The sequence below is a fragment of the Enterococcus larvae genome, assembly GCF_017830045.1.
Lineage (GTDB): Bacteria > Bacillota > Bacilli > Lactobacillales > Enterococcaceae > Enterococcus_L > Enterococcus_L larvae.
Genome location: NZ_JAEDXU010000006.1, coordinates 125,297 through 145,432, shown reverse-complemented (window position 1 = coordinate 145,432; position 20,136 = coordinate 125,297). Strand labels below are relative to the sequence as shown.

Annotated in this window: 16 protein-coding genes; 14 read left to right on the top strand and 2 right to left on the bottom strand. The window is 41.0% G+C overall.

Translation table 11 applies throughout. From position 1 onward, the window contains the following. Positions 1-299 precede the first annotated feature (299 nt). From yaaA to I6N96_RS12375, 14 genes are all read left to right on the top strand, one after another. Entirely contained in the window at positions 300-542 is a 243-nt protein-coding gene (gene yaaA / locus I6N96_RS12440) for a S4 domain-containing protein YaaA (protein WP_202059247.1), read from the top strand. Then, positions 529-1,659 carry a DNA replication/repair protein RecF gene (gene recF, locus I6N96_RS12435; RefSeq protein WP_209557867.1) on the top strand — a complete coding sequence of 377 codons (1,131 nt, stop codon included), beginning with the start codon at positions 529-531 and terminating at the stop codon, positions 1,657-1,659. The genes yaaA and recF overlap by 14 nt, the downstream gene beginning before the upstream one ends. Further along, positions 1,652-3,601, top strand: a complete 1,950-nt coding sequence (gyrB, locus tag I6N96_RS12430; RefSeq protein WP_209557866.1) for a DNA topoisomerase (ATP-hydrolyzing) subunit B — start codon at positions 1,652-1,654, stop codon at positions 3,599-3,601. Before recF ends, gyrB begins: the two co-directional genes overlap by 8 nt. Before the next feature lie 217 nt (positions 3,602-3,818). Beyond that, on the top strand, positions 3,819-6,308 hold the full coding sequence (gene gyrA / locus I6N96_RS12425; RefSeq protein ID WP_209557865.1) for a DNA gyrase subunit A: 2,490 nt from the start codon (positions 3,819-3,821) through the stop codon (positions 6,306-6,308). 512 nt (positions 6,309-6,820) lie between these two features. After that, positions 6,821-7,123, top strand: a complete 303-nt coding sequence (gene rpsF / locus I6N96_RS12420; RefSeq protein ID WP_209557864.1) for a 30S ribosomal protein S6 — start codon at positions 6,821-6,823, stop codon at positions 7,121-7,123. Between the two features lie 44 nt (positions 7,124-7,167). After that, on the top strand, positions 7,168-7,734 hold the full coding sequence (ssb, locus tag I6N96_RS12415) for a single-stranded DNA-binding protein (RefSeq protein ID WP_209557863.1): 567 nt from the start codon (positions 7,168-7,170) through the stop codon (positions 7,732-7,734). Between the two features lie 25 nt (positions 7,735-7,759). Next, entirely contained in the window at positions 7,760-7,999 is a 240-nt protein-coding gene (gene rpsR, locus I6N96_RS12410) for a 30S ribosomal protein S18 (RefSeq protein ID WP_154776992.1), read from the top strand. A 158-nt stretch (positions 8,000-8,157) separates the two neighbouring features. Further along, positions 8,158-8,562, top strand: coding sequence for a hypothetical protein (locus I6N96_RS12405; RefSeq protein ID WP_209557862.1), 405 nt, complete (start codon positions 8,158-8,160; stop codon positions 8,560-8,562). A 241-nt stretch (positions 8,563-8,803) separates the two neighbouring features. Continuing rightward, a complete protein-coding gene (locus I6N96_RS12400) occupies positions 8,804-10,789 on the top strand; it encodes a DHH family phosphoesterase (protein ID WP_209557861.1) in 1,986 nt (661 codons plus the stop codon). 7 nt (positions 10,790-10,796) lie between these two features. Continuing rightward, entirely contained in the window at positions 10,797-11,249 is a 453-nt protein-coding gene (gene rplI / locus I6N96_RS12395) for a 50S ribosomal protein L9 (protein WP_209557860.1), read from the top strand. Between the two features lie 210 nt (positions 11,250-11,459). Further along, positions 11,460-12,827, top strand: a complete 1,368-nt coding sequence (dnaB, locus tag I6N96_RS12390) for a replicative DNA helicase (protein ID WP_209557859.1) — start codon at positions 11,460-11,462, stop codon at positions 12,825-12,827. Positions 12,828-13,176: 349 nt separating this feature from the next. Continuing rightward, on the top strand, positions 13,177-14,469 hold the full coding sequence (locus I6N96_RS12385) for an adenylosuccinate synthase (RefSeq protein ID WP_209557858.1): 1,293 nt from the start codon (positions 13,177-13,179) through the stop codon (positions 14,467-14,469). Positions 14,470-14,607: 138 nt separating this feature from the next. Continuing rightward, positions 14,608-15,474: a DegV family protein gene (locus I6N96_RS12380; protein ID WP_209557857.1), complete on the top strand. Its 867-nt coding sequence runs from the start codon at positions 14,608-14,610 to the stop codon at positions 15,472-15,474. Between the two features lie 688 nt (positions 15,475-16,162). Further along, positions 16,163-17,638: a DUF2828 family protein gene (locus I6N96_RS12375; RefSeq protein WP_209557856.1), complete on the top strand. Its 1,476-nt coding sequence runs from the start codon at positions 16,163-16,165 to the stop codon at positions 17,636-17,638. Between the two features lie 70 nt (positions 17,639-17,708). On the opposite strand, the gene I6N96_RS12370 is transcribed toward I6N96_RS12375, so the two are convergent. Both I6N96_RS12370 and sdaAA read right to left on the bottom strand, forming a co-directional pair. Then, complete coding sequence (locus I6N96_RS12370) at positions 17,709-19,136, bottom strand: amidohydrolase (protein WP_209557988.1); 1,428 nt, start codon at positions 19,134-19,136, stop codon at positions 17,709-17,711. Positions 19,137-19,251: 115 nt separating this feature from the next. Then, a complete protein-coding gene (sdaAA, locus tag I6N96_RS12365) occupies positions 19,252-20,127 on the bottom strand; it encodes an L-serine ammonia-lyase, iron-sulfur-dependent, subunit alpha (protein WP_209557855.1) in 876 nt (291 codons plus the stop codon). Positions 20,128-20,136: the final 9 nt, after the last annotated feature.

The following is a 20,136-nucleotide window of genomic DNA, read 5'->3' as shown; positions in this document are numbered from 1 at the left end:
GGTTACTGCGTCAATTATCCGAATATGGGGGAAAGAAGAGTCTGGAATGATTTTTATTCCAGACTCTTCTTTTAGTGTAGTTTTCATAGATTTTTGAAAAAAGTTGAAAATTTTTGAAAGAGATTGTTACTTGAATTTGATTGTAAAATGCCATTTAAGAGATTTTTTTTCGAAATAATAGATTTTGTCATTTTTGCTTAGAATTGCTTAGAGCGAAAATTAGACGGATAAGTTTGTTTTATTCCTTAAAAAAGGGTATAATATTAAAGTAAAAGTGAATTTTAAAAGAGGGATGAATTTTGAAAAAAACACTTATTTTAGAAACAGATTACATGACGCTTGGTCAGTTTTTGAAAGAAATCAATGTTATCAGCAGTGGCGGTCAGGCAAAATGGTATCTCGCTGACACTAGTGTTTTTGTAGACGGGGAACTAGAGAATCGTCGGGGCAGAAAATTATATCCCGGCATGATGATCGAAGTGCCTGAAGAAGGTACTTTTTTTATGGCAAAAAAAGAAGAGTCAGCTGATGAGGCTGAATAGCATTACTCTGAAGAATTATCGAAATTACGAAGCGGCTTCATTGGAATTCCCTAAGTCGCTGACAATTTTTCTAGGAGAAAATGCGCAAGGGAAGACGAATATGCTGGAGAGTATCTATGTACTTGCGATGACGCGCAGTCATCGAACCAGCAATGAAAAAGAGCTGATCAGTTTTGGGCATGATACCGCGAAAATCGAAGGCTCTGTAGAAAAGAATGCCGGAACAGTTCCGCTTGAAATCCTGATTTCAAGCAAGGGCCGTAAAACCAAGGTCAACCATATCGAGCAGAAGCGTTTGAGTTCGTATATCGGACAGCTGAATGTGATTTTGTTTGCACCGGAGGATTTGTCGCTGGTCAAGGGCTCTCCTCAGCTTAGAAGAAAATTCATAGACATGGAACTGGGGCAGGTCAATCCAATCTACTTGTATGACCTGGTCCAATATCAATCTGTGCTGAAACAGCGAAATCAATACCTGAAGCAGCTGGCGGATAAACGCCAGACAGATACTGTTTACTTGGATATATTGACAGAACAGCTGGCTGAGTTTGGCGGCAAAGTATTGTTTGCCAGACTGGAATTTATTAAAAAGCTGGAAAAATGGGCCAATGAGCTGCATCGACGGATCAGTCATGGAAGAGAAGAGCTTTCCATAGAGTATGCCTCAAGCGTTACGCTGAGTGAGGTAGAGAACACTGTTGAAGCACTTCAGAAGGCGATTTTGCAGCAGCTGCAGAGCAATCGCAAGAGAGAACTTTTTAAAGCGACGACTTTTCTTGGTCCTCATAGAGATGATCTGATTTTTAACGTCAACGATCAAAATGTTCAAACCTATGGTTCACAAGGGCAGCAGAGAACAACTGCTTTAAGCGTCAAATTGGCGGAAATCGATTTGATGTATGCGGAAACCGGCGAATACCCGGTACTGCTCTTAGATGACGTCATGAGTGAGCTGGATGATGAAAGACAGCTGCATTTATTGGAAGCAATTGAAGGAAAAGTCCAGACATTCATTACAACGACGACACTGAACCATTTAACCAATAAAATTACTGTTGAGCCGGATATATTCCATGTTCAACAGGGAGAGATAGTGAGGGAATCATCGAATGACTGAAGAAGAAAAAAGTATGAAGGAACGCGCAAAAGAGTATGATGCCAGCCAGATACAGGTTCTTGAGGGATTGGAGGCTGTAAGGAAGCGTCCGGGGATGTACATAGGCTCTACTAGTTCAGAAGGGCTGCACCATTTAGTATGGGAGATCGTAGATAACTCAATCGATGAGGCACTCGCAGGTTTTGCGACAAGCATTCAGGTTATCATCGAGGCTGACGGCAGTATCACAGTTATTGATGATGGTCGGGGAATTCCAGTCGGTATTCAGGAAAAAACCGGTCGTCCAGCGGTTGAAACTGTCTTTACAGTGCTTCACGCAGGCGGAAAATTCGGCGGCGGCGGATATAAAGTATCCGGCGGTTTGCACGGAGTAGGATCGTCTGTTGTAAATGCGTTGTCGACTACTTTGGATGTAAAAGTCTACAAGGATGGAAAAATCCATTATCAGGAATTTCATCGCGGCGCAGTAGTCAGTGATCTTAAGGTGATTGATGAAACAGATCGTCACGGGACAACCGTCCATTTCGTACCTGATCCGGAAATTTTTACCGAAACAGTTGAATTTAACTTTGATAAATTAGCAACACGGGTTCGCGAGCTGGCGTTTTTGAATCGCGGCTTGAGAATTTCCATAGAAGATAAGAGAGAAGAAGCACCTAAGCTGAAGGAATACTACTATGAAGGTGGTATAAAGAGCTATGTGGAATATCTGAATGGAGCTAAAGAGGTTCTTTTCCCTGAACCGATTTTTATCGAGGGAGAGCAGCAGGACATTACGATCGAAGTGTCTATGCAGTATACAGAAGGGTTCCACTCCAATATTCTGAGTTTTGCAAATAATATTCATACGTATGAAGGTGGTACGCATGAATCAGGCTTCAAGACTTCTTTGACACGGGTAATCAATGACTATGCGCGTAAGCAAAAGATCATGAAGGACAATGATGAGAATCTGACAGGGGAAGATGTCCGTGAAGGACTGACAGCTGTTATATCCATCAAACATCCGGACCCTCAGTTTGAAGGACAAACGAAAACAAAACTGGGAAATTCAGAGGTTCGTACAGTAACGGATCGTCTGTTCTCTGAATATTTCGGCAAATTCCTGATGGAAAACCCAACAGTGGGTAAGCAAATCGTAGAAAAGGGAATCCTTGCCTCAAGAGCTCGCCTAGCTGCGAAAAGAGCACGTGAAGTGACTCGTCGTAAAGGCGCTTTGGAAATCAGCAATCTTCCAGGAAAACTGGCAGACTGCTCTAGTAAAGATCCGGAAAAATGCGAATTATTCATCGTCGAAGGAGATTCAGCCGGTGGTTCAGCGAAGCAAGGACGAAGTCGTGAGTTTCAAGCGATCCTGCCAATCCGTGGGAAAATCCTTAACGTTGAGAAAGCCAGCATGGATAAAATTTTGGCAAATGAAGAAATCCGTTCATTGTTTACAGCGATGGGAACTGGTTTTGGCGGCGACTTTGATGTAGCGAAAGCACGTTACCACAAACTAGTGATCATGACCGATGCCGATGTCGATGGCGCTCACATTCGTACATTGCTGCTTACATTGTTCTATCGCTTTATGCGTCCGGTTGTTGAAGCGGGATATGTTTACATCGCACAACCACCATTGTATGGCGTGAAGCAAGGAAAGAAAATCACGTATATCCAGCCTGGGAAAAATGCGGAAGAAGATTTGGCTAAAACGATCGAATCACTACCAGCCTCTCCTAAGCCGACTGTTCAACGATACAAAGGTTTGGGGGAAATGGATGACCATCAGCTTTGGGAGACGACAATGGACCCTGAGAGACGTCTGATGGCACGTGTAAGTGTCGATGATGCTATTGAAGCGGATCAGATATTTGAAACCCTTATGGGGGATAGAGTAGAACCACGTCGAGCATTCATTGAAGAAAATGCACACTACGTTAAAAATTTGGATATTTAAGAGGAGGTTGTGTCACATGCATTTAGGCTTGAGAATTAAGACGGGATTTTGAAAAATTGTTTTACAGATTTTTACAAAATATTGACTTAATTCCGAAGAGCCTGCATGTGAAACACCGTTTAAACCAGGAGGTCGGGACACACTAGTATCCCAATCCTATATAGAATAAAGCAATACCAATGGATATCGGATGTCAAAATGTTAAGGAGAAAAATTTATGAGTGAAGAGTTGCATGAAAATATTCGCGACGTCAACCTGACCAATGAAATGAAAGATTCCTTCATAGATTATGCGATGAGTGTTATTGTTGCTCGGGCATTGCCTGATGTACGTGACGGCTTGAAGCCTGTGCATCGTCGTATTTTGTATGGAATGAATGAGTTGGGTGTTACTCCGGATAAACCGCATAAGAAATCAGCACGTATCGTTGGGGATGTTATGGGTAAATACCATCCTCACGGTGACAGTGCGATTTATGAGTCGATGGTTCGTATGGCACAGCCCTTCAGCTATCGTTACATGCTTGTAGATGGTCACGGAAACTTCGGTTCTGTCGATGGTGACGGAGCAGCGGCAATGCGTTATACAGAAGCTCGTATGAGTAAGATGGCGTTGGAAATGCTGCGGGATATCAATAAGAATACTGTTGATTATCATGGAAACTATGATGATTCAGAGCAGGAACCAGATGTTTTACCAGCACGTTTCCCTAACCTTTTAGTCAACGGAACTACAGGGATCGCAGTAGGGATGGCGACAAATATCCCGCCTCATAACCTCAGAGAGGTTGTTGCAGCAATCGAGTTATTGATGGAAGATCCTGATGTAACAACGAATGAGCTGATGGAAGTACTGCCTGGACCTGACTTTCCAACTGGTGGGTTGGTCATGGGGAAATCAGGTATTCGTCGTGCCTATGAATCAGGTAGAGGATCGATCATCGTTCGTGCAAAAGTTGAATTGATCGATATGCCAAACGGCAAAGAACGTATTTTAGTTACAGAACTGCCGTATATGGTCAACAAAGCAAAACTGATCGAGCGTATTTCAGAGCTTCATAGAGATAAGCGTATTGAAGGTATCACTGACCTTCGTGATGAGTCTTCACGTGAAGGAATGCGTATCGTTATCGATATTCGTCGAGATATGAGTGCATCAGTTATTCTAAATAACTTATACAAGATGACGGCTTTACAGAGTTCTTTCGGCTTTAATATGCTGGCAATTGAAAAAGGTGTTCCTAAGATTCTTGGATTGAAACGTATCCTTGAAAATTATGTGGAGCATCAGCAAATCGTTATTCGTCGTAGAACAGAGTTCGAGAAAAACAAAGCAGAAGCACGTGCCCACATTTTAGAAGGCTTGCGGATCGCTTTGGATCATATCGATGAAATCATCAAGATCATTCGTGGAGCTTCTTCAGATGATGAAGCGAAGACAGCAATGATCGAACGCTTTGAATTTTCCGACCGTCAGGCTCAGGCCATTCTAGATATGCGTCTGCGTCGTCTGACTGGTTTGGAACGTGAGAAAATCGAGAATGAATACCAAGAGCTGTTGAAGCTGATCAATGAATTGAAGGATATTCTTGCGAAGCCGGAGAGAATCGATGCAATCATCCGAGAAGAGCTGCTGGAAATCAGCGATAAATTCGGTGATGATCGTCGAACAGAGCTTTTAGTTGGTGAGGTATTGAGCCTTGAAGACGAAGATTTGATCGAAGAAGAAGAAATCGTGATCACATTGACAAATAACGGCTATATCAAACGACTGGCAAACAGCGAATTCCGCGCACAGCGTCGTGGTGGTCGTGGTGTTCAGGGAATGGGCGTACACGATGATGATTTCGTGAAAAACCTTGTTTCCTGCTCGACTCATGATACGTTATTGTTCTTTACGAATACAGGGAAAGTATATCGTGCGAAAGGGTATGAAATTCCCGAATACGGAAGAACTGCGAAAGGGATTCCAGTAATCAATTTGCTGGGAATCGATTCCAGCGAAAGTATCCAGGCGATCATTTCTGTTACAGGACAGGCTGAGGATGGACATTATCTATTCTTTACTACAAGAAAAGGGACAGTGAAGCGCACAAGCGTAACAGCCTTTTCTAATATTAGAAGTAACGGTCTGATTGCTATCGGCTTGAAGGATGAGGATGAGCTAGTCAATGTTTCTATGACTGATGGCGAGCAAAATATGATCATTGGTACCCATAATGGTTATTCTGTTACCTTTGATGAAACGACTGTTCGTGACATGGGAAGAAGTGCATCTGGTGTTCGAGGAATCCGCTTGAGAGAAGATGACTATGTTGTCGGCTCAGCTGTTTTAGGTGCGGAAGACGAAGTGCTGGTAATCACTGAACAGGGCTACGGTAAACGAACCAAGGCTTCTGAATATCCAGTCAAAGGTCGTGGCGGTAAAGGGATCAAGACAGCAAACATTACGGCGAAAAACGGACCGTTAGCTGGATTGACTACTGTTACCGGAGCTGAAGATATCCTGTTGATCACTGATAAGGGTGTAATCATCCGTTTCAATGTTGCAACAGTTTCTCAAACAGGTAGAGCAACATTAGGTGTCCGCCTGATGAGAATGGAAAATGATGCCAAAGTAGTAACAATGGCAGTAGTTGAACCGGAGGAAGCCGCTGATACTGACAGTGAAGAACAACCGGCAACTGAAACACCAACAGAAGAATAAAATAAGTAGAGGTTGAAGGGACTTCCTTCAACCTCTTTTTTGTGATAAAAAACTTTAGGAATAATAGATAATAATTGCGTATTATTACTTTGTAGACACTTGCTAGTGGTATCTACAAGCATGAATATGAAAAAGAGTTGCTGCTGCGTGCTGCAATAAAGAGTAGGATTGCGGGTACTCGCTTGTAGTGGAATCTATCGCCATGCAATCTGTCATGATGAAGGTGCATATTTTTTGATGGAATCAGAAATATTTAACCGTGTATATGTACTTGGGGTTACTCGATTCAGAGAGTTGAAAACAGATTATTTCTCAGGATAAAACCAGAGAACACTTCCACTCAAAATCCTAATAGATACTATTTTTTTAATGGGAATAAAACTAGTGAAAACACTTGATTTCATAAGGTTTTCCATGTATAATGAAAAATTGTGAGTAGTCTAATTTATTAGATAACTCTCCTTGCTCTTAGCAAACTAAGAGCCTTAAAGTCCACAGGGAGGTGAAAATCAATGAGTCAAGTTACGAATTATGAAGTTATGTACATCATTCGTCCGAACATTGATGAAGAAGCAAAAACTGCTTTAGTAGAACGTTTCGACACGATCTTAAAAGATAACGGAGCTGAAGTTATCGAATCAAAAGATTGGGAAAAACGCCGCTTAGCATATGAAATGAACGGATTCCACGAAGGCATCTATCATATCGTTAAAGTATCTTCTCCATCAACAGCAGGCGCAATCAACGAATTTGATCGTCTTGCTAAAATCAATGATGATATCATTCGTCATATGATTATTAAAGAAGAAGCTTAAATTGTTTCACGTGAAACATTTATTAGACGAAAGGAGATGCTAAAATGATTAATAATGTTGTATTAGTTGGAAGACTAACAAAAGATCCTGATTTACGTTATACTTCAAGTGGTTCTGCAGTTGCTACTTTTACGTTAGCAGTCAATCGTAATTTTACGAATGCAAGCGGGAATCGTGAAGCAGATTTCGTCAATTGTGTAATCTGGCGTAAACCAGCGGAAACTTTAGCTAACTATGCTCGAAAAGGAACTTTATTGGGTGTTGTAGGTCGTATTCAAACACGATCTTATGATAATCAACAGGGTCAAAGAGTTTATGTTACTGAAGTTGTTTGTGAGAATTTCCAATTACTAGAGTCTCGTTCAGCATCTGAGCAGAGACAGTCTCAAGATAATTCTACCTTTAATTCAGGTGGCGGCGGATCGTTCAACAACAGTCAACCGCAGAATAATTTTACAGGCCAAAATAACAACAGCTTTAGTAATAATCAATCATCTCAACCTCAGTCTAACAACGGTAGCAGTGGTATGCCTGATTTCGATAGAGATTCCGATCCATTCGGTGGATCAGGTTCTACTATTGACATTTCAGATGATGATTTACCATTCTAAGAATTTTTGATAGGAGGGAAAAAGAATGGCACAACAAAGAAGAGGCGGACGTAAACGTCGTAAAGTAGACTATATTGCAGCTAATCACATTGAGTATATCGATTATAAAGATGTTGAATTGTTAAAAAAATTCATTTCTGAACGTGGAAAAATTTTGCCACGTCGTGTAACCGGTACTGGTGCTAAAAACCAACGTAAATTAACAATTGCTATCAAGCGTGCTCGTATTATGGGATTACTTCCATTTGTAAGTGAAGAGCAATAAAATAGATAATCAAACGGACTGGATATTTCCAGTCCGTTTTTACTTTCTGGAAAATGAATTGATAAAAGTAAGGAAAGAGTTATAATTAACTATAAAAATGTTTTTATAGTGTTTGTCATTATGAATAAGGGGACTGGTAGAAGATTATGAATGAAGCAATGAAAAAAGAAAATATAGAAGAGTACATAAAGAGTAATGAATTGGATTTGGAACTGAATCAAAATTTTCTTTATGCACAGATAGATGCCAAGCTATGGAAATATGCATTGTTTCAAGCTGCAGCAGTACTGGACATTTCCCATTTATTACTATTTTTTGGTGAAAAAGAGTTGACCATTGTTGGGCTAACGACAGTTGGCAATTTTACTTCGGATGTTTTTAGTATATCGTATGATCAGATAAGTGATTTCAAGTTTAAAAAAGGAATGCTGCTTCAGAGCACATTGTCCTTTTTACACAAGAAAGAGAAGTATATATTTAAAATTCCAAATGTAGTGTTAGTGGCGAAATGGCAGAAAGAAAATTTGAATTATTTACAAAGAGAGGGTTTCATACCTAACTAGAGAGAAGTAAATCAAGCTGAATGAACTTTGAAAATCAATTGTTTAGCATCATAAAGGGCCTTGGAGAATGATTGAAAAACAGGAAATGTTTCACGTGAAACATTTCCTGTCTAGGTATGATTCGCCTATATTAGGCTAAATATGGTAAAATAGCTAGGACATGTGTACAAAATTCGTTAGCAGAGTTTTCAATCACATCCTAGTACCCTTATAGGATTCACACACTTTGGAGGCTATATAAATGAAACAGACAAGACTAAAAAGAGTCTTTCTTTTCTTTGTTTTCCTATTCATTTTGGAGATGGGTCTGGTTTTTTTCCTTAATAATAAGATAATAATCATAGCTATTTTAGCTGTGATCAATCTGTACTTAATCAATCGGATTTTAAATTTGATTAGAAGATTAGAATTGTCGAACATAGAAAAGATAAGAGAAGCAACTATCAATGCGGAGGATTCTATTGATTTCGCAATTAAGGAAGTACCTGTAGGGATCATTACGTATAATGCAGAAACCAAACAGCCAATATGGTTAAATCCATATGCAGAAGAAGTATTCTATTCAGATGATCAACAGCTGTTGCAGCTTACGAAAGAAGATGTGCTAAACTACTTATCACTATTTGAAAAAGGAAAAGATATATTTAAGGTAGGCAATGAAATTTTTCGTTTTAAAGTAAACGTTGAGCAACAAACACTGACCTTTGAAAATATCACACAAGAGAATACATTATATCAGGAAAAGAAAGCGATGCAGACGGCTATCGGAATAGTCTCTGTTGATAATTATGATGATGTTACTGACAATATGGATGTAAAGCAAGTATCTTATCTCAATAGTTTTCTGACTACGATAATTTCAGATTGGCTGGAGGAATATCATGTATTCTATAAACGCCTCAATGCTGAAAGATACATATTTGTCAGCCAGTTAGAAGATATTGAAAAGATGATGGACAGTAAGTTTCAGATTCTGGATGAGATACGAAAACGGACGATTGAACAAGGCATCATGGGCATCACTTTGAGTATTGGCATTTCATATGGAGGCGAGAGCTTAAGTATAACTGGAACAGCTGCTCAAACGAGCTTGGACATGGCTTTAGTAAGGGGCGGTGATCAAGTCGTTGTAAAAGAAGCAAATGGAAATAGTAAGCCGATATACTTTGGTGGAAAATCAGCTTCTGTTGCGAAGAGAACGCGCGTTCGTTCCAGAGCGATGAGTACTGCCATTCAAGGATTGATCAATGAATCGCCGGATGTTTATATCATGGGTCATCGGTTTCCAGATATGGATGCGATTGGTTCAGCGTTCGGTGTAGCTAAGCTGGCTAAGTTCTATAAAAAAGATGCTTGGGTCATCTTAAATGATGAGGAGAATATTCCAGATATTTACCGCGTTATGGAAGAGTTGAAAGAGTACCCAGAACTGCATCAGCAAATCCTTACGCCTAAAGAGGCAATGAAAAAAATGCAGAGCAATAGTCTGCTGATCATGGTGGACTATCATAAGCCTTCCTTATCGATTTCAAAAGAACTATATGATAAGTTCAATCGAGTTGTGATCATCGATCATCACAGACGCGGCGATGAGTTTCCTGACAAGTCTCTACTGTCCTATATAGAATCCTCTGCTTCCTCTGCGTCAGAACTTGTAACGGAGCTGTTGGAATATCAAAGCAACACAGATAACAGCAAACTGGATAAATTTGATGCTACTTTGCTGTTGGCGGGTATTGTAGTAGATACGAAAAGTTTTAGTGTACGAACGACTGCACGAACTTTTGATGTTGCCAGTTATTTAAGAACTTGTGGAGCGGATTCATCTTTAGTACAATATTTATTAAGCTCTGACTTGACCAGCTATTTGGAAATGAGTCAGTTGATATCTAAAAATGAATATGTCACTGAAGATACGGTTATTGTTGTCGGGGAAGAAGATAAGGAATATGATAGTGTTGAGGCAGCTAAAACAGCAGACACCTTGTTGTCTATGGCAGGGATCAATGCAGCTTTTGTAATTACGAGAAGGGTTGATAAAAAAATTGGGATCAGCGCCCGCAGCAACGGGGCAATAAATGTTCAATTGATCATGGAAGCATTAGGCGGCGGTGGTCATTTCACGAATGCAGCAACGCAAATTTCTTCCGGTAGTATAAATGATGCAAAAATTAAATTGCTGGAAGTCATTCATAAAAATATAGATGAAATGTATGATAAGGAGTGACAGTGTAATGAAAGTAATATTTTTAGAGGATGTAAAAGGTAAAGGAAAAAAGGGCGATGTCAAAGAAGTTCCAACTGGTTATGCACAAAACTATCTGATTAAAAACGGCCTGGCACAAGAAGCAAACAAAGGCAGCATCAGCGCCTTATCAGGACAGAAAAAAGCACAGGAAAAACATGCAGCTGAGATTCTGGCAGAAGCTGAAAAAATGAAGGAGTTTTTGGAGCAAGAGGATACGGTCATTGAGATCAAAGCGAAGGCCGGAGAAGATGGACGCCTTTTTGGTTCAATCCCTTCGAAACAAATCAATGAAGCGTTGAATAAGCAGTATAAGGTAAAGCTGGATAAGAGAAAAATGGAATTGTCTCAACCGATCCGCACGCTTGGGTTTACAAAAGTTCCTGTGAAGCTCCATCATGATGTGACAGCAGTGTTGAAGGTTCATGTAGCAGAAGAATAAAAAATTAGGAATGGCTGGACGATGTGTTCTAGTCATTCTTTACTTTTTGGTTGAAATAATTTGTTAATAGATATTCAAGTTCCTTTACTCTTTTATACACAATAAAAGAAGAGCTTCGAGTCTGAGTTGAAGGTTTTAAGCATATACATTTTCTTTGATTCTTGTTAGAATAGAAAGACTAGAGAAATTCATTGTAGGAGAGATAAATAGATGAATGAAGTATGGCAGGATCGAGTACCTCCTCAAAGCATAGAAGCAGAGCAAGCAGTTTTGGGTTCTGTTTTTTTGGATGCGGAAGTAATTATTGATGCAATGGAATACATAGAGCCAAAGGATTTTTACCGCCGTAATCATCAATTGATTTTTCAAGCAATGATTACCTTAAATGAGCGGAACGAAGCGGTCGATGTCGTGACCGTAAAAAACAAGTTGGAGGAAGACAATCTTTTAGAAGATGTAGGCGGCTTAAGCTACCTATCAGAGCTGGCGTTGTCTGTTCCGACTGCTGCCAATATCGCCCACTATGCTAAGATCGTGGAGCAGAAATCATTGCTGCGCAATTTAATCCATACAGCGACGGAGATTGTGACCAAAGGATTTGAGCAAGGGGAAGATGTTGAAACAATTCTGGATGACGCAGAAAGAAGCATACTGGAGGTTTCAGAAAAGAGAAACCGCAGCGGCTTCCTGTCCATTTCAGAGGTATTGAATACAACGATTGCAAACATCGATCAGCTGTATCAGCAAAATGAAGATATCACAGGCTTGCCGACAGGATATCAGGCACTAGATAAGATGACCGCCGGACTGCAGGCAGAAGAGCTGATTATTTTGGCCGCTCGACCAGCCGTAGGGAAGACGGCCTTTGCCTTGAATATTGCCCAAAATGTCGGTACAAAAACAGATCGTGCCGTAGCAATCTTCAGCTTGGAGATGGGGGCGGAGTCATTGGTAAACAGAATGCTCTGCGCTGAGGGCTCCATAGAGGCCAGTCACTTACGAACAGGACAATTATCGGAAGAAGAGTGGCAGAACCTGATCATCGCCATGGGCAGCCTCTCAAGAGCAAATATATACATCGATGATACACCGGGGATCAAAATATCTGAGATCCGTGCAAAATGCCGTAAGCTGGCACAGGAAAAAGGCAATCTTGGTCTAATCCTGATCGATTACCTTCAATTGATTGAAGGATCAGGGAAAGAAAACCGCCAACAAGAAGTTTCCGATATTTCCCGTCAGCTGAAAAAGCTTGCTAAGGAACTAAAGGTACCTGTTATCGCTTTGTCTCAGCTTTCCCGTGGCGTGGAGCAGCGACAAGATAAACGACCTGTATTGAGTGATATCCGTGAATCCGGATCGATCGAGCAGGATGCGGATATTGTTGCTTTCCTTTACCGTGATGATTATTATGAGCGTGGTGGAGAAGATGATGACGATAGAGAACCGCCTGAAATCGATAATGTGGTAGAAGTAATCATAGAAAAAAACCGTAGTGGTGCTCGAGGAACAGTAGAGCTGCTGTTTATCAAGGAATACAACAAGTTCTCTTCCCTTTCACCACGAGACGAGTTTTAAAGATTGGATAATAACTTGAGGTGTCGGGACGCAGAATCCCATTACCTCAAGTTGTTTTTGAATCCATCTAAATAGGTCGAATGGTATGAAAAATAGTGAAAGCTGTTTTGTATCATTCGATCTTTTTTTGATGTTCTGTATTTTTCTAGAAATTCATCAGATTTTACTGACTGTCAAAATAGCTATAAAATTCGCTTTTTTTCATTTATTTTCTGAAACAAAAAAATATTGTTCGTCTTTTGGCGCTAAAACTTTTTTTATTTCGATTAATATTCGATTTTTCGTTGAAAACTTCATTCATTGTTGATACAATGGACACGGACCAAATAATATAGAATGAGGTGCTTTAATGTCATCTGTAGTAGTAGTTGGAACGCAATGGGGCGATGAAGGAAAAGGAAAGATCACGGATTTTTTAAGTGAAAATGCGGAAGTGATCGCACGTTATCAAGGCGGAGATAATGCCGGACATACCATCAAATTTGACGGCACAACCTATAAGTTACACCTCATCCCATCAGGTATTTTTTATAAGGACAAAATCAGTGTGATCGGTAATGGTGTAGTAGTCAATCCGAAGTCATTGGTCAAAGAGTTAGCATATTTAAAGGAAAATAATATCGTAACGGACAATTTGAGAATTTCTGACCGTGCTCATGTTATTCTTCCTTATCATATTAAATTGGATCAGCTGCAAGAAGATGCAAAGGGCGATAACAAGATTGGAACAACCATCAAGGGAATTGGTCCAGCGTATATGGACAAGGCTGCTCGTGTGGGTATCCGTGTTGCTGATTTACTGGATAAAGAAATTTTTGAAGAACGCTTGAAAATCAACTTAGAAGAAAAGAATCGTCAGTTTGTAAAAATGTTCGACAGCGAAGCGATTTCATTTGATGATATTTTTGAAGAATATTACGCATATGGACAGGAAATCAAGAAATATGTGACGGATACATCGGTGATCCTGAATGATGCATTGGATGAAGGCAAACGTGTTCTTTTCGAAGGTGCTCAAGGCGTCATGCTTGATATCGATCAGGGAACTTACCCATTTGTAACCTCTTCAAATCCGGTTGCCGGTGGTGTAACAATCGGAAGCGGTGTTGGTCCTTCAAAAATCAACAAGGTCGTTGGGGTTTGTAAAGCTTATACATCACGTGTGGGAGACGGCCCATTTCCTACTGAGCTATTCGATGAAACTGGAGACAGAATCAGAGAAGTCGGAAAAGAATACGGAACAACAACAGGTAGACCGAGACGTGTCGGCTGGTTTGATACAGTTGTCATGAGACACTCAAGACGTGTTTCCGGTATCACTAACCTCTCTTTAAACTCAATCGATGTTTTAAGTGGATTGAAAACAGTAAAAATCTGTACAGCATATGAATTAGATGGGGAACTGATCTATCATTATCCGGCAAGCTTGAAAGAGCTAAGTCGTTGTAAGCCTGTCTATGAAGAGCTTCCTGGTTGGGAAGAAGATATCACACAATGCAAAACATTATCTGATTTACCATTGAATGCAAGAAACTATGTGCATCGCATTTCTGAGCTGGTAGGTGTTCGTATCTCTACATTCTCAGTGGGACCTGACCGTAATCAGACAAACGTCTTGGAAAGTGTTTGGGCGCAAATCTAAACAGCGATTGAATCATCCTATAAAAGAACTGAAATGAGCCGAAAGGTCTGTTTCAGTTCTTTCCTTATTCTAATAGTAAATATGTAAGTGTATGAAGGATTTTATGATAGAATATAATGAGCAAGGAGGGAAAATAAAATGACATTCAAAATAACAACAGATTCATGCTGTGATTTACCATATGAGTTATTGAAGGAAAACGATGTATCGTTTATCAGTATGACAATCACGATAGACAATCATGAACTAATAGATGATTTAGGCGAAACGTTTGACTATGCTGCTTTTTTAAAAAGTATTCAGGAAGGGGCATTGCCGACGACGTCTCAAGTCAATGTCGGACGCTACTTAGAATTCTTCAGATCCTTTGTCGAGGCAAAACAGCCAGTATTGTATCTGGCGTTTTCTTCCGGCTTAAGCGGTTCGTATCAAAGTGCTGTTCAGGCAGTAGAGATGCTGAAGGAAGAGTATGAGCAGGTCGATATTTTTGTAGTAGACACGAAGGCTGCAAGCTTAGGACAAGGTCTGCTGGTTCATAAAGCAATCGAAATGAAGAAAAATGGGCATTCACTGGAAGAGATTCTTCAGTGGATGGAAGACAATAAGATGAAGGTCCAATCTTGGGTTACGGTGGATGATCTAAAGCATCTGGAACGGGGCGGAAGAATTTCAAAAACCTCTGCTGCAATCGGTGGGCTGATGAATATCAAACCCCTTATCACTGTAGATAAGGCTGGCAAGCTTCAAAATGTTGGAAAGGTTCGCGGACGTGGCAAAGCACTAAAAAAAGTTGTCGATGAAACTGTACAGCGAATCAAGCATCCTATAGATCAAACGCTGTTCATTGCCTATGCGGGAGATAAAGAGAGTGCCGTGAAGGTCAAGGGAGAGTTAGAGGAAAAGATCCAGGTCAAGGAGATTCTTCTATTCCCATTAGGACCAACAATCACCAGCCATACCGGCTATGGTTGCATTGCGTTGTTTTCATTAGGAGAGACAAGATAATAATTTAAAAGAGGTCAAGGCTGAGAAAGAGTAAAGCGAGACCCTATAGTGAGACTACATACCGACAGGAGAAATCCGGTCGGTATTTTTATGTAGTTATTCATCTGCGAAGTAGAGCAGAAATTGACTAGGATTGTTCTGCTTCATGAACTAGCTCCTCTCAACACTAAGTCAAATCCATCTACAGGATAAAGGACATCCTGTGCTGTATCTGTCTTATTGTTCGGGAGCTACTCAAGTTCATTCAGCTTTTCTATTTGTCTAGCTTCACAAGCAAGCTCAATCGACAATAAGATAAACTGTTATCAGTGATAAAGAGCATCACTGAACCAGTTTCCTATATTGCTCATGAGCTGCCAAGCTTGTTCAGCTTTTCTATTTGCGCAACTTTTTTTATAAGATGATTCGATGTCTGTCTCGTATAATAAGCTCATCAAGTAAATCGCTAGAGGGTCAAGCGACTGCGAAGGCAGTGACAGGTTCGATTCCTGTATTACTTTTAAAGACACGAACAGCAATCAAAAAACTCTATGTGGGATAGCAGAAACCGTGTCTTGTCAAAAGAGCGTTTACAGCAAACAAAAATAAACTCTTTTCCAAGAAGAAGACCAACGCTCTGTAAAAAAAGGGGGTCGGCGGAGATGACGATGGATCATTTCCGCTGATGAAAAATTAAGGAGGAAACAACATGTTAGAAGAATTGAAGAAGGTATTTAACATAAAAAAAACTGAAAATGATGCGTATACACTGAAAAGCTCGCTGAATGCGCTGGTGGATCTTTTTGCTTTAGGCGGTGCCTATCGCTTGAAATCTGAACAGGAAGTACTGGCATTGTTCTATACTGCTTTTAAGGAAGATAAGGATCTAGCGATGAAAACTCTATTTTATCTGCGGGATATTCGCGGCGGGCAGGGCGAACGACGTTTTTTCCGAATCGTATTGATGGATATGGCAGTCAAAGAACCAGCTGCAGTTCGACAAGTTTTGTCTTATATTCCTGAATATGGTCGCTGGGATGACCTACTTGTATTGTTGGCGACACCGCTGAAAGAAGAGGTGCTTGCAATAGTAACAAAGCAATTTCAAGAGGATCGAAAGAAAAATGAAAAAGGCGAAGCGATATCTCTGCTCGCTAAATGGCTGCCGTCTGTTTCCGTTAGAAACAAGGAGCGAAAGGCTCAGTTGATGATTCTTTTGGATGCATGGAAAATGAATCAAGCTGCTTATCGAAAAATCCTAAGTCGACTGCGTCAGTCACTGGATCTTTTGGAAACAAAGCTTTCAGAGAGTGATTATGACGCGGTTGATTATCAAAAGCTGCCATCTGTTGCAGGGATGAAATATCGTCAGGCTTTCTATCGTAATGATATGGAACGCTACATGACCTTCTTGGAACAATTGAAGACAGGTGAAGCAAAGATAAATACCGCTGCGTTGTACCCAGCAGATATTGTAGGAAAGATTCTTCAAGCAAGAGGTGTTGTAGAACAACGGGAATTGTATAATGGCATGTGGGCGAATCTACCTGACTACATTGGCGATCGTACAGAGAAATCATTGGCTGTAGTCGATGTATCCGGATCGATGACAGGTAAACCAATGGAAGTGGCTATCGCATTGGGTATCTATTTGTCTGAACGAAATCATAGTGAGTTCAAGGATTACTTCATGACCTTTTCAGAGGAGCCGCAGCTATGTGCATTGGAAGGTGTAGACTTTGTTGAAAAGGTTCAGAACCTGAGTCGTGCTTCATGGGGCTATAATACGAATCTTGAAAAAGTATTTACCGTGATGCTTTCAGCAGCGAAGCGGGCACGCCTGTCACAAGAGGAAATGATCGATAAGCTGTACATCATTTCCGATATGGAATTCGATGCGGCCGTCTGCGGAAGGAATCGTAATTTTCGGAGAGATACACTGTTCAAGACGCTGAAGAGTATGATGCGTCGAGCAGGATATCAAATGCCGGAGATCGTTTTCTGGAATGTCAATGCACGTCAACATCAGCTGCCTGTCTCTGCTTCAGAGGAGTACGTGAAGCTGGTTTCGGGATATAGTCCATCATTGTTCAAGGATTTGATTGAAGACGCAACGATCACACCGGAAGAGTTCATGCTGAAGGTGATCACTTCAGAAAGATATGAAGCAATCAAAGCAGCATAAAAAATAGAGTAAGGTAATCATGGAAATGTAATCTCCTTGATACCTTGCTCTATTTTTCTTCTATTAGCGGTTATCTTGGCATAACATCTGCTGGAATCGCTGAGCGATAAGAGCCGCCTACTTTTTGTTCATGCTCTGCTTTGGCCTGTGCCAGCAGTTCAGGGTTGGACAGTAGGTCATAGGCTGTTGCTGCAATAACTTTTCCTGCTGAAAGTAGTCCTTTATGGGCAACAGAGGATTTTCCGTTTGCTACCCATTGCCAAGAATGTGGAGGTGTTCCTTGAGGCTCACACCCAATCAATACTTGTGCTGTAGGCACAACCCAGCTGACATCTCCAACATCGGAAGAGCCGGAGGTCTTGTCTGAAAAGCTTAGCGGCAGAACTTCATCAAAAATTGGTCGTTTTCCGATAGCAGCTGCTTCTTCTTCACTTAAATCTGGGAAGCAAACTTTTGCTCGCTGGATCAATCCTTGCTTTGTTGCATCTGTTAAGCTGTCATAGTAGCGTTGCTCATAGGATTGGTCTTCTTCAGTGATGCCCATATCTCCAACTGCTGTCAGATTTTGATACATGGCTGTTGTGATGGCCTGATTAGGAATATAATCTGCACAGGCGGAATCAAAATCGATTTCCAGCTCTGTTTCGGTCATCAATGCTGCTCCTTCAGCAATTTTATTCACTCGTTGATAGATGGCATCTGCCTGATCCAGTTTAGGTGCTCGGATAAAATAGTATAAACTTGCTGTTGGCTGAACCACATTGGCAGACTCTCCACCAGCATCCATAAATGCATAATGCACACGCCCTTGATCGATGATGTGTTCTCTTAGAAATTGTACACCGATATTCATCAGCTCTGCAGCATCTAAGGCACTACGTCCTTGTTCCGGTGCTGCTGCAGCATGAGCAGAAGTTCCTTTGAAGTTGTAATAAACCTGATACACAGCCAAACTACTGTCTCCCCAAGCGGAGGTTACATCCATGGGATGCCAAGTCAAGGCAGCATCGATCCCGTCGAATACGCCATCTCTTGCCATAAAGGCTTTCCCATAACCACTTTCTTCTGCCGGACAACCAAACAGCTTGATTGTTCCTTCCAGCTGTTCCTGCTTCATATATTCTTTGATGCCTATTGCTCCTGCCAAGGCACCAGTTCCTAATAAATTATGTCCACAACCATGTCCATTTCCACCTTCGATCTCTGCCTTTTGCTGACCTAAGTCGGCCACTTGACTAAGATTACCCAATGCATCATATTCTGCCAGAATCCCGATTACTGGCTTTCCACTACCGTATGATGCAACAAAGGCGTGTTCCATATTTGCCACACCTTTTTCAAGAGAGAAGCCCTCATTTTCCAGAATTCGGTAGTAATGCTGAACAGAGTCCTTTGTAGCAAACCGAGTTTCCGGTGTTCCCCAGATAGCATCAGCGGCTTCAATCAATTCTTTTCGTTTGGCTTCAATCAGTGCAGCAATTTCTTCTTTTGCGTTCATTGTCATTTTCCTCTCCTCTTATTCTATTTTTTATCATACATAATCTATAAACACTTTTTCATATAGCTCCCTTTTTTCCATTAAATCAAAGTGGTTCTTTTTGCTATATATCGGACTATCGATCGATGCCGAAAAGCTCTTTGGCAATTCGTTTTCCGGTTGCTGTTCCAGCCAGGCCCCCAATGCCTGTTTCCCGAATATCCGCAGACATGTTTCTTCCTACTCGATACATTGCTTCAATTACCTCATCAGCAGGAATTTCACTTTCTACATCTGCCAGCGCCATTTCGGCTGCTGCAATAGCATTAGCAGTTCCTCCAGCGTTTCTTTTGATACAAGGAATTTCCACCAGACCTGCAACAGGATCACAGGCTAGTCCAATCAAATTTTTTAGAGCAATGGCAAAGGCATGTCCTGCTTGGCGAGGCGTGCCTCCTGCTAATTCGACTAATGCTGCTGCTGCCATCGCTGAAGCTGAGCCAATCTCAGCTTGGCAACCACCTTCAGCACCGGAAATCATTGCATTATTTGCTACGACAAAACCGCAGGCAGCTGAAGTAAATAAAAATTCCAGCATGGCTTCCCGTGTAGCAGTCAGCTTTTCACTAAACGCAAGAAGAACACCGGGAACGACACCGGCAGATCCAGCAGTCGGTGTTGCACAGATCATTCCCATCGCAGCATTTACTTCATTGGTTGCTACAGCATAGCATAGTGCTTTAACAAAGGTAGTATCGGTTAAGACCGTTTTTTGATCCAAGTATTTCTGCAATCTTTTTGCATCATAGCCTGTTAATCCTGAATGTGATTTCACGCCTTGAATCCCTTTTTCTGCCGCCGCTTCCATTGTTTCTAAGTTTATTTCCATTTGCTGCATGATCTCTTTGCGGCTACGACCGGACATCTCTATTTCCTGAGCAATCATGATCTCTGCCAGCTTGCAGTGCTGCTCTTCCGCTCGTTGTATTAATTCTTCTATTGATTCAAACAAAAAATCACG

Coding starts and splice junctions, on each gene's coding strand:
- gyrA (WP_209557865.1), top strand. CDS start 3,819: ATGAGTGAAGAGTTGCATGAAAATATTCGCGACGTCAACCTGACCAAT.
- I6N96_RS12380 (WP_209557857.1), top strand. CDS start 14,608: ATGACATTCAAAATAACAACAGATTCATGCTGTGATTTACCATATGAG.
- rpsR (WP_154776992.1), top strand. CDS start 7,760: ATGGCACAACAAAGAAGAGGCGGACGTAAACGTCGTAAAGTAGACTAT.
- rplI (WP_209557860.1), top strand. CDS start 10,797: ATGAAAGTAATATTTTTAGAGGATGTAAAAGGTAAAGGAAAAAAGGGC.
- ssb (WP_209557863.1), top strand. CDS start 7,168: ATGATTAATAATGTTGTATTAGTTGGAAGACTAACAAAAGATCCTGAT.
- recF (WP_209557867.1), top strand. CDS start 529: ATGAGGCTGAATAGCATTACTCTGAAGAATTATCGAAATTACGAAGCG.
- dnaB (WP_209557859.1), top strand. CDS start 11,460: ATGAATGAAGTATGGCAGGATCGAGTACCTCCTCAAAGCATAGAAGCA.
- I6N96_RS12385 (WP_209557858.1), top strand. CDS start 13,177: ATGTCATCTGTAGTAGTAGTTGGAACGCAATGGGGCGATGAAGGAAAA.
- I6N96_RS12370 (WP_209557988.1), bottom strand. CDS start 19,136: ATGAACGCAAAAGAAGAAATTGCTGCACTGATTGAAGCCAAACGAAAA.
- rpsF (WP_209557864.1), top strand. CDS start 6,821: ATGAGTCAAGTTACGAATTATGAAGTTATGTACATCATTCGTCCGAAC.
- gyrB (WP_209557866.1), top strand. CDS start 1,652: ATGACTGAAGAAGAAAAAAGTATGAAGGAACGCGCAAAAGAGTATGAT.
- I6N96_RS12405 (WP_209557862.1), top strand. CDS start 8,158: ATGAAAAAAGAAAATATAGAAGAGTACATAAAGAGTAATGAATTGGAT.
- I6N96_RS12400 (WP_209557861.1), top strand. CDS start 8,804: ATGAAACAGACAAGACTAAAAAGAGTCTTTCTTTTCTTTGTTTTCCTA.
- I6N96_RS12375 (WP_209557856.1), top strand. CDS start 16,163: ATGTTAGAAGAATTGAAGAAGGTATTTAACATAAAAAAAACTGAAAAT.